Origin of the sequence: Porifericola rhodea (assembly GCF_030506305.1) — a bacterium.
Taxonomy (GTDB): domain Bacteria; phylum Bacteroidota; class Bacteroidia; order Cytophagales; family Cyclobacteriaceae; genus Catalinimonas; species Catalinimonas rhodea.
Genome location: NZ_CP119421.1, coordinates 2,510,927 through 2,525,912, shown reverse-complemented (window position 1 = coordinate 2,525,912; position 14,986 = coordinate 2,510,927). Strand labels below are relative to the sequence as shown.

Below are 14,986 nucleotides of genomic sequence, written 5' to 3'. Positions count from 1 at the left end.
GATGATATGCAACAATATCCTATTATCATGCAAAAATCCAGATACATATATTATTTGGTAGTAGTACTGGCTTTGCTCACTGCCTGTAACTCCAGCAAAAAGCTTCTGGAACAAGGGGCCTATTACCAGTCAGTGCTGGCTGCTGTAGACAAACTTCAAAAAAACCCAAAGAACAAAAAGTCTCAGGAGGTACTTAGAAAAGCTTATCCGCTGGCAGTTCAGGATATGCTGAATGAAATTAAAAAAGCCAAGAGCAATGCGGTAGAAATGCCCTGGACTCATATTGCAGATACTTATCAGGCGCTAAATACCATGTACGAAGCTATTAATGCTTCTCCAAAGGCTCGGCAGCTTATTCGTAATCCTAAAGAGTATTATCGTCAGTATGCTGATGTAAAAGAAAAGGCTGCAAGTGAGCAGTATAGCGCGGGGGAGAGAGCACTCCGTAAAAATACACGTGAGGATGCCAAAGAAGCGTATTACTTTTTCCAAAATGCTGATGCTTTTCAGCCCGGCTACCTGGATGTAGATAAAAAATTAAGAGAAGCAAAAGAAGCAGCAACGCTCAAGGTAATTGTAGAAGCTGTGCCTGTACCTTCTCGTTACTTTAAAGTGAGTGCAGATTTCTTTTACGATCAGGTAGACAAACACCTGCGTAACCTTATGAATCGCAATCAGTTTTTGGCCTTTTACACTGAAAAAGACGCCCGCCGAATCGGCTTAAAGAACCCTGATCAGGTTCTGATCTTTCAATTTGAGGATTTTTCCGTAGGGCAAAGCAAAGCTTTTCAGAAAGAGGAAACCATTACGCGTGACAGTGTAGAAGTAGGTGAGGTGGAAATGGAAGATGGAAGCAAAAAACCAGTATTAGGTACTGTTTCCGCAAAACTAATCACTCGCCGCCTGGAGGTGCTTTCCGGTGGTATCTTAAGTATGACTATCAATGATGGTTATCACGATACCAGAATATACCGTGATGAAGTACCCGGAGAGTTTTTGTGGTTTGCCGAATGGGGTACATACAAAGGAGACGTAAGAGCCTTAAATGAAGAGCAACAGAAAATATGCAATCGTATTGAAGTGACACCTCCCATACCTCAGGATTTGTTTGTAGAATTTACCAAACCAATTTATGACCAGCTAACTGCTAAACTGAGTCGATACTATCAGAATATATAGTTCAGTAGTAGAACTCAGTTATCACTATCAAGGAAAATTTACAGCACAACAAGTTTTGTATCTAAACACCTAACCTATGTTGAAAACACTTTACGCTTTATTCCTAATCATTATCTTTTCAGCTTCATGTGAAAGCCAGAGCAAGCCAGACAACAACGCTAAAACACCGAAACTAAGCGCAAAAGAGGCTAGTAGCAGGCAAGTTATTAAAACAGATCAGGCCCCTAACCCGGTAGGGCCATACAACCAGGCAATAAAGGTGGCTAATACTTTATACCTGGCAGGGCAAATTGGACTAGATCCTGAAAGTGGAAAAATGGTAAACTCAGACATAGAAGAGGAAGCCAGACAAGTTATGGAAAACCTGAAAGCGGTACTGGCAGAGGCTGATATGGATATGTCGCATGTGGTAAAAAGTACCATTTATATGACTGACCTCAACAACTTTACTAGAGTTAACGAAATATATGCAGGCTACTTTGGAGAGGATGCTCCTGCAAGAGTAACAGTAGGGGTCGCATCATTACCAAAAGACGCTCAACTGGAAATTTCTATGATTGCCGTAAAATAGTTAATAGGCTCAGGTTTAGGTATTACCTATTTTGAGCCTTAAGTTTCCCTACTTTCTTGAACTTCAGAAACACTTTCTCACTATGAGGTGCATCGGCCAGTTCTTCGCTAAGATCCTGCCCTGCCCAATGCTCATAATGCTTACCATTACGCCATAGCCGAGATCCGCTTAAGTCGTAGATTATACCCTGATAGGCTACCCATACTTCTTCTTTATCTTGCCCATTCCGCAATGCTAATTGTGAATAGGTATACTCCTTTAATGTTTCTGACATTTTATGCTTTTCTTATCTGCACAGTAAAGGCCTTTTGAGGGTTTTTGACTGTTAGCAGATGTAGTTCTTTTGCGCTAAAGCCTTCTTCTGCCAACTTTGGTAACATTTGGGTAAACAGAGCTTCGTATGGCCGTATAGCCCCACCACGAGGATATGAATTACCATCATGTGAAAGCAGCACACGCTCCAGCAGCCCTTCTTTTTTAAAAGATTTCAGATAATTGATATGAAGTTCTATTGATGCTTCTCGAACACCATCTAATGATACCCAACCTCCTTGACGCGCTGCTTTTATAAGATGGGTAACATCTGAACACTGATTGGCATGTGTCCATACCCAGGCGGAAGGGCTGACGCCCTCTTCTTGCAGTATTTCTAACTGCTGTCGGGCAGCTTCTGGATTGTTACCGGTATGGCATGCTACTAAAAGTCCTGACTGCCGGTGTGTTATGGCTGCTGCTCTAAACAGCTTTTCATCTATGGTGGATAGTGGACCACCGTCTACAGCTACCTTTATAAAGCCCGGAACAATTTTGCTATCTGCTATGCCTTCCTCCCACTCTTTCAGCCAACGCAGAGCTATCGCTTCGGCATCTTCTTCAAAGGCATGTTCGGGCACATACCGATCTGCCGCTGCCCCATAGTAACCAGTATTCGTAATAATATGTACTCCGCTTTGCTCAGAAAGAGACTTTAGCATCTTTACATCACGTCCAAAGTATGCGGTAGTACAATCTGCAAGGCTATCACAGCCTAAAGACTTAACCTTCTTGAGATAAGGCAGTACCTGACTAAACAGCTTAGCCTGATCGTATGCTGGTTCAAGGCTTTTTTCGCCCCCAAAGTTAGACATCACATGCTCATGTGTAAGGCAGGTTCCTAGCTGCTTAGGTGTAATAGCCCCTTGTACTGTAAATATTTTACCTGTACGTACTTTCGAAAGCTTACTTAGTGGAGAAGTGCTTAACAGCAAACCTATGCTCGTCATTCGCTTTAGAAAAGTACGTCGCGTGTTCATAGTTATAAATATTTGGCGTGTGTCTGTATCCAGCGGTCGGGCAACTCTCCTTTTACTGCCATCTCATAATCTGATTGGTCGCAGGGTACTATGCTCTGGCGCTCCTTTACAACTTCTACCTGCGGATTGGGTACTTCCATCCACCATTTTTCACTCCGCTTTGCCTTATAGAAGGTAAGTATTGAAGGAGAGGACGGCATAGGCACAATGTATTTGATAAAATCATTGCTGTCAAAATCATTTTCAAAAGTACGATGGTAGTAACCTTCAATCAGGTACCAGATCATAGTTCCAATGACTGAGGCTGTCTTCTTACGCTCATTATCCCAATCAGGGTTGTATTCATAAAAACCAGCAGAAGTAAGCTTTTCGCTATGTCCTGCATACCAACATAACTGGCAGGCCTCCTGTCCGCTCAGGCCAAAAGGCTGGGCATGTCTGTTGCCGGGGGCATCGTCCATTTTAATCGCTGCAATATCAAAACTAAGCATATCGGCAGCCCGGATTACCGGTTCCATCGCATTGATATTTTGATTAACCAAACCTAACCGATAGGTATCAAAGTAAAATTTATCCAACAGGGCAGGAACAGTATTGTCTATCAAATAACTCTGGTAACCGATATGGCTATAGTTGAGCAGATAGTTTGGGTCGTGGACCAGTATTTTATGCAGATGATTTTTGCTTTCTGTTCCCTCTCCTGCTTCAGTATTATTGGGGTCAATATCAATACTGGCATCCACACTGAGCACATTAACCAGCTTCTCCATGCTTTCGTAAGCCTGGTACTGGCCATAATCCAGATCATGAGTCCCTCCTATAAGTACAGGCAGAGTGTTGTGTGTGATTAGCGTTTCGCATACCTCTTTGATGCGCAGGTAGGTCTCTTCTAAATTATGTCCGTTATTTAAGTTACCCAGATCAACAATTTTGTAAGAACCGCTTCCTCTTTTTAAAGGATAAAGGGCCTGGCGTACGTTATCTGCGGCGCGCTCAGCCCCCCCATTATCTTCATTGCCTCTATTTTCAGATAGGCCAATAATGGCTATATCTGCTTCTTCGTAGTCAGGGAAAGTATCGGTATAAACTTTTATAGCCTTAAAAAAACTATTCGGGGCACTCACCTCCTGATATACTTCAGGCTCTACAGGCTTAAAGAAGATACTTAGATTCATAGTCAGATTAAATCGTTAGGAAGGGCAAATTACAAATTGCTGCTCTGTAAATGAAGTTTTTATCTTAGGCAAAAGACATAAAAAAAGGAGTGATTTCTCACTCCTTTCCATAGTCTAATAGGCTTAGGATTAACCACCAAAGTCGTCAAACCTGATATTTTCAGGGGGTACTCCCATATCGTCCAGCATCTTTAGTACTGCGGCGTTCATCAATGGAGGTCCACACAGGTAAAATTCTACTTCGTCTGGCTCAGGGTGATCTTTCAGATAGTTGTCATACAGAGCCTGGTGAATAAATCCGGTATAACCTTTCCAGTTATCTTCTGGAAGAGGCTCAGATAGCGCGATGTTATACGTAAAATTAGGGAACTCTTCTTCAATCTTACGGAAGTGGTTGGTATAAAATAGCTCACGCTTAGAACGACCACCGTACCAGTAAGACACTTTACGGTCACTCTTCTCTGTATGGAACAGGTGGAAGATATGCGATCTTAGAGGCGCCATACCTGCACCACCACCAATGTAGATCATCTCACGATCGGTAGGGTTGATAAAGAACTCACCATAAGGTCCGGAAATGGTTACTTTATCGCCAGGCTTTCTAGAGAATACATATGATGAACAAACACCAGGGTTTACATCCATCCATTTGCCTGCTGCTCTATCCCATGGTGGAGTAGCGATACGAATGGTAAGCATAATGATGTTACCCTCAGCAGGGTGGTTGGCCATAGAATAAGCACGGAAGATAGGCTCAGGGTTCTTCATTTTAAGATCCCAAAGTTTAAACTTATCCCAGTCGCTCTGGTACACATCTTCAGGGTGCTCAAGCTCAGGCTTAGGCGTAATATCAATGGTTTTGTAATCTACCTCAATTTCAGGTACGTCAATCTGAATGTATCCACCAGACTGAAAATCAAGAGTTTCGCCTTCAGGTAGTTTTACAACAAATTCTTTGATAAACGTAGAAACATTGTAGTTAGAAACAACCTCACACTCCCACTTCTTAATACCGAATATTTCTTCAGGGATACGGATACGCATATCGTTCTTCACCTTTACCTGGCAAGATAAGCGTACATTCTCCTGTTGCTCTTTACGGCTCAAGTGTCCTACCTCAGTCGGCAATACATCTCCGCCACCTTCGTCTATGGCACATTTACACATGGCGCATGTACCTCCTCCACCGCATGCGGAAGGTAAGAAGATCTTTTCGCCTGAGAGTGTAGATAGCAGTGTGCTACCTGCCTGGGTAACGATAGGGTTTTTCTCATCTCCGTTGATAATTATTTTCACATCGCCCTGCTGTACCAGCTTAGACTGCGCGAACAATAACAACATTACCAACAGCAGGATGATGAGCGTAAAAGCAATAATAGATGTTACAACAACCTGCGTCATTTGACTAGCGTGTTTGAATTATGAATTAAAAGTTGGACTGCAAATATATCCAATAAATTGGTTTTCCGATGAATATATGCGTTCAAATTCTGTCGTGTATTAAAACACCTCCATAACGCACCCAATTATGAAAAAGTTGGTATCTTCAGCTTATTTATTAGTGTTTTTTGCTTAAGATTAATGGCTTAAGAAACTCAGTATAATTCATAAGCAGACTAAACTTCAAACTATGCGTAAACTCTACTTTAGCCTGATAGGCTGCCTTTTTTATTGTTTTGTACAGGCTCAATCTTCAGTGATGCCTCACATTCTTCCGCTAAAAGAGCGTGCGACCATACAGGATCAGATTCTGGAAGAACGCTTTAATACCTTATTGCCAAAAATTATGGAAGAAGAAGGGATAGACCTTTGGCTTGTTATGGCACGGGAATATAATGAAGATCCTATCATCAAAACTATGCTCCCTTCTACCTGGCTATCTGCCAGAAGGCGTACTATCCTAGCTATTCATCATTCTAAGGGAAGTGAAGAGATAGAAGGACTGGCCATTGCTCGCTATAATGTGGGAGAACTTTTTACCAGCAGTTGGAACCCGGAAGAAGAACCTGACCAATGGAAAAGGCTGGCGGCTGTAATTGCAGAAAAAAACCCGCAAAAAATCGCTATCAACACTTCTGAAAAGTTTAACCATACAGACGGCCTTACCAGCACTGAGCTTCAGGCTTTTATGAACAGCCTACCCAAAAAGTATAAAGACAGAGTAGTTTCTGCAGAACCTTTGGCCGTACGCTGGCTGGAAACACGTACCGACACCGAACTGGCACTATATGAGCAGGTATGTCGTATAGCCCATACTATTATAGCTGAAGGACTCTCTGAAAAGGTAATTCAGCCCGGAGTTACAACTACCGAAGACGTAAAATGGTGGTATAGAGAACGTATTGCAGGCTTAAAACTGGAGGCATGGTTTCACCCCACCGTGGATGTTACCCGCGCAGACCCTGAATCTAATGAAGCAGTTCGCTCTTTTAGTGCCCAAACCACTCCAGATGCTAATACCATTATGCCGGGAGACCTGGTGCATATAGACTTTGGTATTACCTACCTTAGGCTAAATACTGATATGCAACAAAACGCATACGTACTAAAGCCTGGAGAAACAGCTCCTCCTGAAGGACTGAGTAAAGCTCTGGCAAAAGGTAACCGCCTACAGGATATTCTCACCTCTCATTTTAAAGAAGGGCGTAGTGGCAACGAGGTTCTGAAGCTTACACGCCAGCAAGCTATAAAAGAAGGCCTGGTACCTAGTATATACAGTCACCCTATAGGTTATCATGGCCACGCTGCCGGGCCAGCAATAGGTATGTGGGACAATCAGGAGCACGTGCCTTCCGGAGAGCATACTCTTTATAACAATACCTGTTATGCTATTGAGCTAAACACTCGAGAAAAAATTCCGGAATGGGGTAATAAGGAAATACGGGTAATGCTGGAAGAAACAGCTGTTTTTAAGGACGGAAAGGTTCATTACATAGATGGAAGGCAGAAAGATTTTTTGCTGATCCCCAGAAGTGGAAATAACATACAATAGCTATAGCTTGAAAGCTCCGAACACCTACTCGGAGCTTTTTTATTCTTTATCTGCTGCGGCTCGCATCAGGCGGTCGTTAATAGCTTTCCCTAAGCCATACTCAGGCATTAGTTCTGCAAGAATAAACTTAACGGGCAGTTTATCCAGCTCTCGTAGGGCAGAAAACAGTCGCTGGGCTGCTTCGTTCAGATCACCACTCACTGATAAGGCTACTTGCCTATCATTGGATATCTGGGGGTAGTAATCTTTTAGCGTGATTATCGCAATCTCTTCCTTATTGTAATGATTAAGCAAATCACTTATGTTACCGATCAGCACTTTTTTACCGGGGGCATAGTGGCTTTTGAGCATACCCGGCGCTTTAGGGTTCATATTCTCCTCTACCTTGGCGTGAACACTCACCCGTTCTTTTCCTACCAATTCTTCTATTGCTTCCAGGCTTGCTCCCCCCAGACGGTTAACAATTACCCGGTCGCCCTCAAAACCTACGATGGTAGACTCAATTCCTACCTTACACTCGCCTCCGTCCAGAATATAATCTATACGTTCTCCTAACTGCTCTTCTACATGAGCAGCTTTGGTTGGGCTTATGTAGCCGAAAGGGTTGGCGCTAGGCGCTGCCAAAGGAAAATCCAATTGCTGCAAAAGCTCAAGCGTGAGAGGGTGTTTGGGTATACGGACGGCCACAAGTTCGGAACCGGCAGTAACAATATCCGGAATGATATCTTTTTTAGGTAGCAGAAGCGTAAGAGGCCCTGGCCAAAAAGCTGAAGCCAGCTGTAATGCTGCCTCTGGCATGTATTGTACGTACTGCTTTACCTGCTCTACATCATGAGTGTGGGTGATGAGAGGATTAAAGGAAGGACGGTTTTTTGCAGCAAAAATTTTGGCTACCGCCGTAGCACTAAACGCATTTGCGGCGAGCCCGTACACAGTTTCAGTAGGTATGGCTACCAGACCATCCTCCTTAAGAAACTGCACTGCTTGTACTATATCTTTACCTATTTGCTCCATTTAATGAAATATAACCTCTAATTTACGCGATTAATTCTAAACTTAGCAATTGCACAGTTGCTTACATATTAAATAAGCTTACCAACGTTAATGTTAAGTAATCAGTAGTTTTATATTCATGAATCAATACCTGGATATCTTGGGGCTACAACCCGGCGTGTCTGAAGCCGACATAAAAAAGGCTTACCGCAAGCTTGCCAAGCTGTATCATCCTGATATTAACAAAGATCCGGATGCCCAAAACAGGTTTGTAGAAATTACAGAGGCCTACAACTTTTTGATGGAAGTGGGAGCTACTCCGCATAATGAAGCGGTAAATTATGCTTACGATGCCCATGTACGCGAGTACGCAGAGAGGAGAAAAAAGGCCAAAGAAGAAGCACGAGCCCGCCAACGCCAGGCGGCCGAAGAAAAAAGAAAAACGCTTTTTATCATTTACAATTATACAGACTATCTGGTCACCATATTTCTGTTGTGTAACTTTCTGCTTCTTACAGATTATCTGCTGCCTTCGGTAGCTCGTGAAGAGCGAATTATCAAGCTTACGCGCTCCTACGAAAGTGACAACCAATACGGACAAAACCTCATTTATCGTCATAGTATTCTACATTTTGAAAACTATGCCATGCTGGTAGACCGCGAAGTAAGCGACAGTTGGGAAAAGGTAAGCTCTATTGCGAATATTCACGCCACACCGCTGCTGGGTACTGTGGTAAAAGCAGATGTTATACTCAACTCACAGGCTACGGAGCTGCACCCCATTTTTAGTGTTTATAACTTTTTCTTTTTTCTGATACCTGTTATTATTTTGCTGGGCACACTCTATTTTCGCTGGCCAAAAAGCTCGGACAATAAAATCGGCCTTATTGCCATTTTACTTATACTTTTTATTATCCAGATTCTCGTTTTCTTATCAGATAAGTAGCCTTATAGCCAAAGCCACACAGCCTGTTCTTTTATGACCAAAAAAAAGTCGCGAAATATTATATTACTCATTTCTGCCATGATCGCCAGCGTGGCAGTGTTCTTACATTTTGGTGTAATTGTCATTCCGTTACTTATGCCTTATAAATTCTGGCTAATGCTTATTGCCTACGGACTTATACTAGGCGCCCAATAATTCTTGTAGCGTATCACTACCTATTAATTTATCTGGTGTAGTCTAAGGTTGTAAATGGATACATTTAGCATTTTGAGCCGTACATGACCAGGCTAACCGGAAGTGCAAGGGGGTAGAAAACTGTTTTCATTGTAGATGTAGTAGATAGAGTAATTATTTAAAGATTATAGGTCTTTATGCCTGACATACTCCCTTTTTAGTTAAAGTTAGCAGGGGGGCACTAAGAATACTACCATAATTCCCCTGTCTATTGATGTTAATTGTCAGACCAAATCTGCGTAACATAATGCAGGATAGTTGCTGAAAAAATCAAAAAATCTGAGCCACCCCTTTGACATTACATTTCCCTTAAAACCCAAAATTGGCAATACGCAGCCGCTTATATATAATTGTGTATATGATTATTTATTACTCCATATTCTTATGCCAGAAAGAAAGATAAAATTAGAGCACTTTAAAAATCTGATTGCTGTAGCTGCGGCTGATGGGTACTTGAATTTCAGGGAACGGGAGTTTCTTACTGAGCGCGCTGAAGAATTTGGCCTGGATGCTAATGAAGTTGATCGTCTGTTACTAGACGCTCATAAGTTACAATACATGGTCCCCTTCAATCAGATTGAACGTGAAGAGCAACTCAATGATGTCATTTTTATGTCTATCATTGACGGCGAAATTGCCGAACCAGAATACCAACTGTGCATAAGCATAGCTGAAAGACTAGGGCTGGAGAAATCTCTGGTAGAAAATATGGTAGCTGAAGTACAAAAAATCTGGTCCAGATAGTATATGACAACACTTTACTAATAAAACAAAAGCAGGTGCTCTCACGAACACCTGCTTTTTTTATAGCTTCAGCATAAATTACATATAGCTGATAATGCTATCACCAAACTCAGAGCACTTAAGCAGTGTAGCACCTTCCATCAGGCGTTCAAAGTCATAAGTAACTTTTTTGTTGGCGATAGACCCTTCTAAACCTTTTCTGATTAAAGAAGCCGCTTCGGTCCATCCCATGTAGTCAAGCATCATAGCTCCAGAAAGGATTACAGAACCAGGGTTTACTTTATCCTGACCAGCATATTTAGGTGCAGTACCGTGCGTAGCTTCAAAAATTGCGCTACCAGTGCTGTAGTTAATATTTGCTCCCGGAGCAATACCAATACCACCAACAATTGCTGCTAAAGCATCAGAAATATAGTCACCATTCAGGTTAAGTGTAGCTACTACTGAGTACTCTGCAGGGCGAAGAAGAATCTGCTGCAAGAAGGCATCAGCTATTACATCTTTGATGATAACCTGATGTCCGTCTTTTTCTATGATTTGCCAAGGGCCCCCTTCATAGTCCTGAGCGCCATATTCTCTTTTAGCAAGGTCGTATCCCCATTGCTTAAATGCACCCTCAGTAAACTTCATGATATTACCTTTGTGTACCAGTGTTACAGAAGGTAGTTTGTGAGCAAAAGCATAGTCAATAGCTCCTTTTACCAAACGCTCAGTACCTTCTACCGATACGGGCTTTACTCCTAATGAAGTAGTCTCAGGGAAACGAATTTTGTTAACCCCCATCTCTTCGGTCAGGAATTTTTTCACTTTGTCGCACTCAGGGGTACCGTTCATATACTCTATACCTGCATAGATATCTTCGGTATTTTCACGAAAGATGACCATATCACAAGCGCCAGGATCTTTTACCGGAGAAGGTGTTCCCTGGTACCAACGTACAGGACGTACGCAAGCATACAGATCCAACTCCTGACGTAGGGCTACGTTAAGAGAGCGGATACCACCACCTACTGGTGTAGTAAGAGGGCCTTTAATACCTACCAAATATTCTCTAAAGGCATCAAGAGTAGCTGTTGGCAACCACTCACCGTTTTCGTTGTATGATTTTTCACCTGCAAGCACTTCTTTCCAGGCAATTTTTTTGCTTCCGTTATAAGCTTTCTCAACAGCAGCATCTAATACTTTTTTGGCAGCAGGCCAAATATCCACTCCGGTGCCGTCACCTTCAATGAAAGGAATTATAGGTTGGTCTGGAACATTAAGTTGACCATTTTCAATAGTGATCTTTTGTTCGCTCATTGATTTATGAGGTTTGGTATTTAAAAAATTTTCGGGCAAATTAAACAATTTTCAATGGCTAAACGAAGCATTAGCCAATAATTGGCAATATAAGGATACTTTCCTTACAAACACTTTATAGCCCCTCCTGTTGTTTTTTTGTCTGCAAATGACATTGACCCATAATATAATTCATGAGTTCTGATAAAATTTCCATTTTCTGGTTCCGCCGCGACCTAAGGTTTGAAGATAACACTGCTCTGTATTATGCCCTCAAAGACAAACACCCGGTACTGCCTCTGTTTATCTTTGACCGAAATATTCTGGATGACCTGGATAATACTAAAGATGCCCGAGTAACTTTTATATACGATACCGTAAAGGCCATGCACAACCAGCTGGCAGAAAAAAGAGTAAGCATGCTGGTAAATTATGGTAAGCCCAAAGAGGTGTATCAGGAGCTTATAAAAAAGTACAATATTGCTGCTGTGTATACCAACAGAGATTATGAGCCTTATGCCAAAGAAAGAGATGAGACTATTGAAAAACTACTGGCTGAACATGATATAGAGTTTAATACTTTTAAAGACCAGGTTATTTTTGAAAAAGATGAGATTCTGAGTAATTCAGGTGACTTCTACAAAGTATTTACCCCCTACAAAAAAGCCTGGCTGGAAAAATTTAAGAAAACAGAGTTAAATACTCTCTCCTCTGCCCTAAGCTTTGAAAACTGGCATAAAACCAAAGCCAACAGTATGCTGAGCCTACAGGATATGAATTTTGAACGCTCAGATATAGAAATTCCCAAAAACGAAATTGACGATCAACTCATCAAAAAGTATGAAGAAGCCCGAGACTATCCTGCGCGTGAGGGCACAAGTCGTTTAGGGGTACATTTGCGTTTTGGTACCATCAGTATTCGTAAACTGGTAGAAGAAATACTAAAGGTTAGCGACACTTTTTTGAGTGAACTGATCTGGAGAGAGTTTTATATGCAAATTCTTCATCATAACCCACAAGTCGTAGACAAAGCTTTTAAACCAAAATACGACAAAATCTCCTGGCGAAACAATGAAGATGAGTTTCAGCGCTGGTGCGAAGGAAAGACAGGCTATCCCATTGTAGATGCCGGTATGCGTGAGCTCAATACGATTGGTTATATGCATAACCGTGTCCGTATGATTACCGCCAGCTTTCTGACCAAACATCTGCTCATTGACTGGCGCTGGGGAGAAGCGTATTTTGCCTCAAAACTGCTTGACTACGAGCTGGCTAACAATAATGGAGGTTGGCAGTGGGCAGCTGGTAGCGGTGTGGATGCACAGCCTTACTTCAGAATATTTAATCCCTACAGTCAGACCGATAAGTTTGATAAAGATCGCGAATACATTAAAAAGTGGGTTCCTGAAGTAGATACCGACGATTATCCGGAGCCTATGGTAGACCATAAAGAAGCGCGAGAGCGTGCCCTCAAAGTGTATAAAAAAGCAGTCAGCAACAGCTAATCGGCAAACTGGGTGCAGTTGGTACATCTCTTAATAATTTCTAAGAATTGATGCCATACCATTAAGGCCCAATCTAGAGGAATGCCTAACTTGCCTGTGTGAAGTTCCGCCATTATTTTCTACACCTGATCTGCTGCTTTTCTTTGTTAAACCAGGCATATGCACAGCAGATGGAAGAGCCCGAGCGCTCGTTAGACAAAAAAAAGCTTAAGCGGTTTTTAATAATCTCTGGTGCCAGCTATAGTTTAGCACAAGTTGGTCTATACGCCTTATGGTATAAAGACCAGCAGAGTCAATCGTTTCAGGTTTTTGACGACAGCCAGCAGTGGAAGCAGGTAGATAAAGCTGGCCACTTATATTCCGCTTATCATATAAGCCAATTTGGGGCAAACGCATTTTTGCGAGCTGGCCTCACTGATAAGAAGACCTACTGGTACGGCGCTTTAATGGGAGAGGTGCTACTGCTTCCGGTAGAAGTTTTTGATGGGTACTCCCAGGCCTATGGGTTTTCGTGGAGCGATCTGGCTGCCAATACTGCCGGAGCACTTTTGCTCCCGATACAATATGAGCTATGGGAGGAAATTCGCATTCAGCCAAAATTTTCATTTCATCGTACTGACTTTGCACCTTTGCGTCCAAATACTCTGGGAAATGGACTAAGTGAAGAGCTACTGAAAGACTATAATGGGCAAACTTACTGGTTTTCAGTAGATATAGACAAATTCTTTGGGACTAAGAACTTCCCCCACTGGCTTAACCTTGCCATAGGTTATGGTGCCGAAAATATGGTTTACAGCCGAAGTTATGAAAATGAGGCCTATGGCCTAAAAGCTTACCGTCAGTACTACCTTGCTGCAGACTTTGACTTACGCGAGTTCAGAAAGCCACCTACTTCTATAGGAAATAAATTACTAAACAGTCTGATTTATTTGAGCGAGCGTATACACCTACCAGCTCCTGCCCTCTCTTATCAGGAAGGAAAAGGTTTTCGTTTTTACCCCCTCTACTTTTAATACTTTAAGAAGTCCGCGCTTAGGCTTACCTTTGTCTTACATTTTTTACCAAACGACTCAAAAGGATGAAAATAGGAGATAAAGTAAGGATGCTACGTGGTAGCGAAGAGGGTATCATCACTCGGTTTATGGACGATGGCCTCATAGAAGTCGAAATAGAAGATGGCTTTCCTATTCCCGTCATGAGAGCGGAGGTAGTAGTAGTAGCCAAAGAAGAGGCAGACTACTTTAAACAGGAAAAAACATCTTCAGTCACTCATAAAGCGCCCAGCCCTCAGGAGGTAAGCAAAACCCGAAGCCGACAGGGAATGTACATTGCGTTTGTTCAGTTTAATGACAAGCAACTAAGTGCATACTTTGTTAACAATACCGAATTTGAAATGCCCTACCTCATTGGAGAAGAGTCTAACGAAAACTTTAAAGGTCTTATTTCGGGTTCTTTAGAAGCCAATAACTATGTTAAGATTAAAGATGTGCTCGTAAGTCAGTTTGATCAGTGGCCCACAATTGTTATTCAGACTCTCTTTTTCCGAAATGGCTACTTTAGTCTGAGAGAACCCCTTACGCGTAAACTAAAATTTAAAGCCTCCACATTTTTCAAGAGCCAAAGTCAGGCGCCTATTATTGATAAACCCGCATTCCTATTTCAGATAGACGAGGGCGGTGCCGGAGGAAAACCTATAGACCCGGATAAAGTAAAGGAGCGTATTTATGCCAATACACAGGAGCAGGATGTAGCTAACCGTATAAGTTTCAGCCGTCCTCCGCAACAGGTAGACCTGCATATAGAAAAGCTGACCAAGAGCTATGATACCATGAACAATAATGATATGATGGAGCTACAGCTGAAAACTTTTGAAGAAACCCTGGACAGAGCTATTGCTACCGGAATGGATGAAATCACCTTCATTCACGGTGTAGGAAATGGAACATTAAGAAACCGTATCCATAAAAAACTATCAAAAATGCAGGGCATCAAATACTTTGAAGATAGTATGAAAGAAAAATTTGGCTTTGGTGCCACGCTAGTAAGGATCAAATAACGTTATCCTTTGTTAGAGGAT

The 14,986-nt window shown here is 42.1% G+C and carries 15 protein-coding genes; 9 read left to right on the top strand and 6 right to left on the bottom strand.

Annotated elements, in window-relative coordinates:
• The first annotated feature begins 27 nt into the window (after positions 1-27).
• Together PZB74_RS10425 and PZB74_RS10420 are read left to right on the top strand one after the other, a co-directional pair.
• On the top strand, positions 28-1,179 hold the full coding sequence (locus PZB74_RS10425; protein WP_302242549.1) for a hypothetical protein: 1,152 nt from the start codon (positions 28-30) through the stop codon (positions 1,177-1,179).
• A gap of 76 nt (positions 1,180-1,255) precedes the next feature.
• On the top strand, positions 1,256-1,750 hold the full coding sequence (locus tag PZB74_RS10420; RefSeq protein ID WP_302242547.1) for a RidA family protein: 495 nt from the start codon (positions 1,256-1,258) through the stop codon (positions 1,748-1,750).
• 22 nt (positions 1,751-1,772) lie between these two features.
• Here the strand turns inward: PZB74_RS10420 and PZB74_RS10415 are convergent, their stop codons facing one another.
• The 4 genes from PZB74_RS10415 to nqrF form a co-directional block, all read right to left on the bottom strand.
• Complete coding sequence (locus tag PZB74_RS10415; RefSeq protein WP_302242546.1) at positions 1,773-2,024, bottom strand: cytochrome b5 domain-containing protein; 252 nt, start codon at positions 2,022-2,024, stop codon at positions 1,773-1,775.
• Position 2,025: 1 nt separating this feature from the next.
• Positions 2,026-3,042 (bottom strand): phosphotriesterase family protein, encoded by a 1,017-nt coding sequence (locus PZB74_RS10410; RefSeq protein ID WP_302242545.1) that lies wholly within the window; start codon positions 3,040-3,042, stop codon positions 2,026-2,028.
• Positions 3,043-3,044: 2 nt separating this feature from the next.
• A complete protein-coding gene (locus PZB74_RS10405; protein WP_302242543.1) occupies positions 3,045-4,217 on the bottom strand; it encodes a formimidoylglutamase in 1,173 nt (390 codons plus the stop codon).
• 129 nt (positions 4,218-4,346) lie between these two features.
• Positions 4,347-5,618, bottom strand: a complete 1,272-nt coding sequence (gene nqrF / locus PZB74_RS10400; protein WP_302242542.1) for an NADH:ubiquinone reductase (Na(+)-transporting) subunit F — start codon at positions 5,616-5,618, stop codon at positions 4,347-4,349.
• Between the two features lie 229 nt (positions 5,619-5,847).
• Between nqrF and PZB74_RS10395 the strand changes: the two genes are divergently transcribed.
• Positions 5,848-7,209: a M24 family metallopeptidase gene (locus PZB74_RS10395; protein WP_302242541.1), complete on the top strand. Its 1,362-nt coding sequence runs from the start codon at positions 5,848-5,850 to the stop codon at positions 7,207-7,209.
• Positions 7,210-7,248: 39 nt separating this feature from the next.
• On the opposite strand, the gene PZB74_RS10390 is transcribed toward PZB74_RS10395, so the two are convergent.
• The gene (locus tag PZB74_RS10390; protein ID WP_302242540.1) at positions 7,249-8,223 is read right to left on the bottom strand and encodes an L-threonylcarbamoyladenylate synthase; all 975 of its coding nucleotides are present in this window, start codon (positions 8,221-8,223) and stop codon (positions 7,249-7,251) included.
• A gap of 118 nt (positions 8,224-8,341) precedes the next feature.
• On the opposite strand from PZB74_RS10390, the gene PZB74_RS10385 reads away from it, so the two are divergent.
• From PZB74_RS10385 to PZB74_RS10375, 3 genes are all read left to right on the top strand, one after another.
• Positions 8,342-9,148 carry a DnaJ domain-containing protein gene (locus PZB74_RS10385; protein WP_302242539.1) on the top strand — a complete coding sequence of 269 codons (807 nt, stop codon included), beginning with the start codon at positions 8,342-8,344 and terminating at the stop codon, positions 9,146-9,148.
• A gap of 33 nt (positions 9,149-9,181) precedes the next feature.
• The gene (locus PZB74_RS10380) at positions 9,182-9,343 is read left to right on the top strand and encodes a hypothetical protein (protein WP_302242538.1); all 162 of its coding nucleotides are present in this window, start codon (positions 9,182-9,184) and stop codon (positions 9,341-9,343) included.
• 423 nt (positions 9,344-9,766) lie between these two features.
• A complete protein-coding gene (locus tag PZB74_RS10375) occupies positions 9,767-10,126 on the top strand; it encodes a hypothetical protein (protein WP_302242536.1) in 360 nt (119 codons plus the stop codon).
• Positions 10,127-10,204: 78 nt separating this feature from the next.
• On the opposite strand, the gene icd is transcribed toward PZB74_RS10375, so the two are convergent.
• Positions 10,205-11,425 (bottom strand): NADP-dependent isocitrate dehydrogenase, encoded by a 1,221-nt coding sequence (gene icd / locus PZB74_RS10370; protein WP_302242534.1) that lies wholly within the window; start codon positions 11,423-11,425, stop codon positions 10,205-10,207.
• A gap of 173 nt (positions 11,426-11,598) precedes the next feature.
• Here icd and PZB74_RS10365 point away from each other — a divergent pair, with 173 nt between their 5' ends.
• The 3 genes from PZB74_RS10365 (at position 11,599) to PZB74_RS10355 (ending at position 14,965) form a co-directional block, all read left to right on the top strand.
• Complete coding sequence (locus PZB74_RS10365; RefSeq protein ID WP_302242533.1) at positions 11,599-12,909, top strand: cryptochrome/photolyase family protein; 1,311 nt, start codon at positions 11,599-11,601, stop codon at positions 12,907-12,909.
• A 98-nt stretch (positions 12,910-13,007) separates the two neighbouring features.
• Positions 13,008-13,922 carry a DUF2279 domain-containing protein gene (locus PZB74_RS10360; RefSeq protein ID WP_302242532.1) on the top strand — a complete coding sequence of 305 codons (915 nt, stop codon included), beginning with the start codon at positions 13,008-13,010 and terminating at the stop codon, positions 13,920-13,922.
• 65 nt (positions 13,923-13,987) lie between these two features.
• The gene (locus tag PZB74_RS10355) at positions 13,988-14,965 is read left to right on the top strand and encodes a Smr/MutS family protein (protein WP_302242531.1); all 978 of its coding nucleotides are present in this window, start codon (positions 13,988-13,990) and stop codon (positions 14,963-14,965) included.
• Positions 14,966-14,986: the final 21 nt, after the last annotated feature.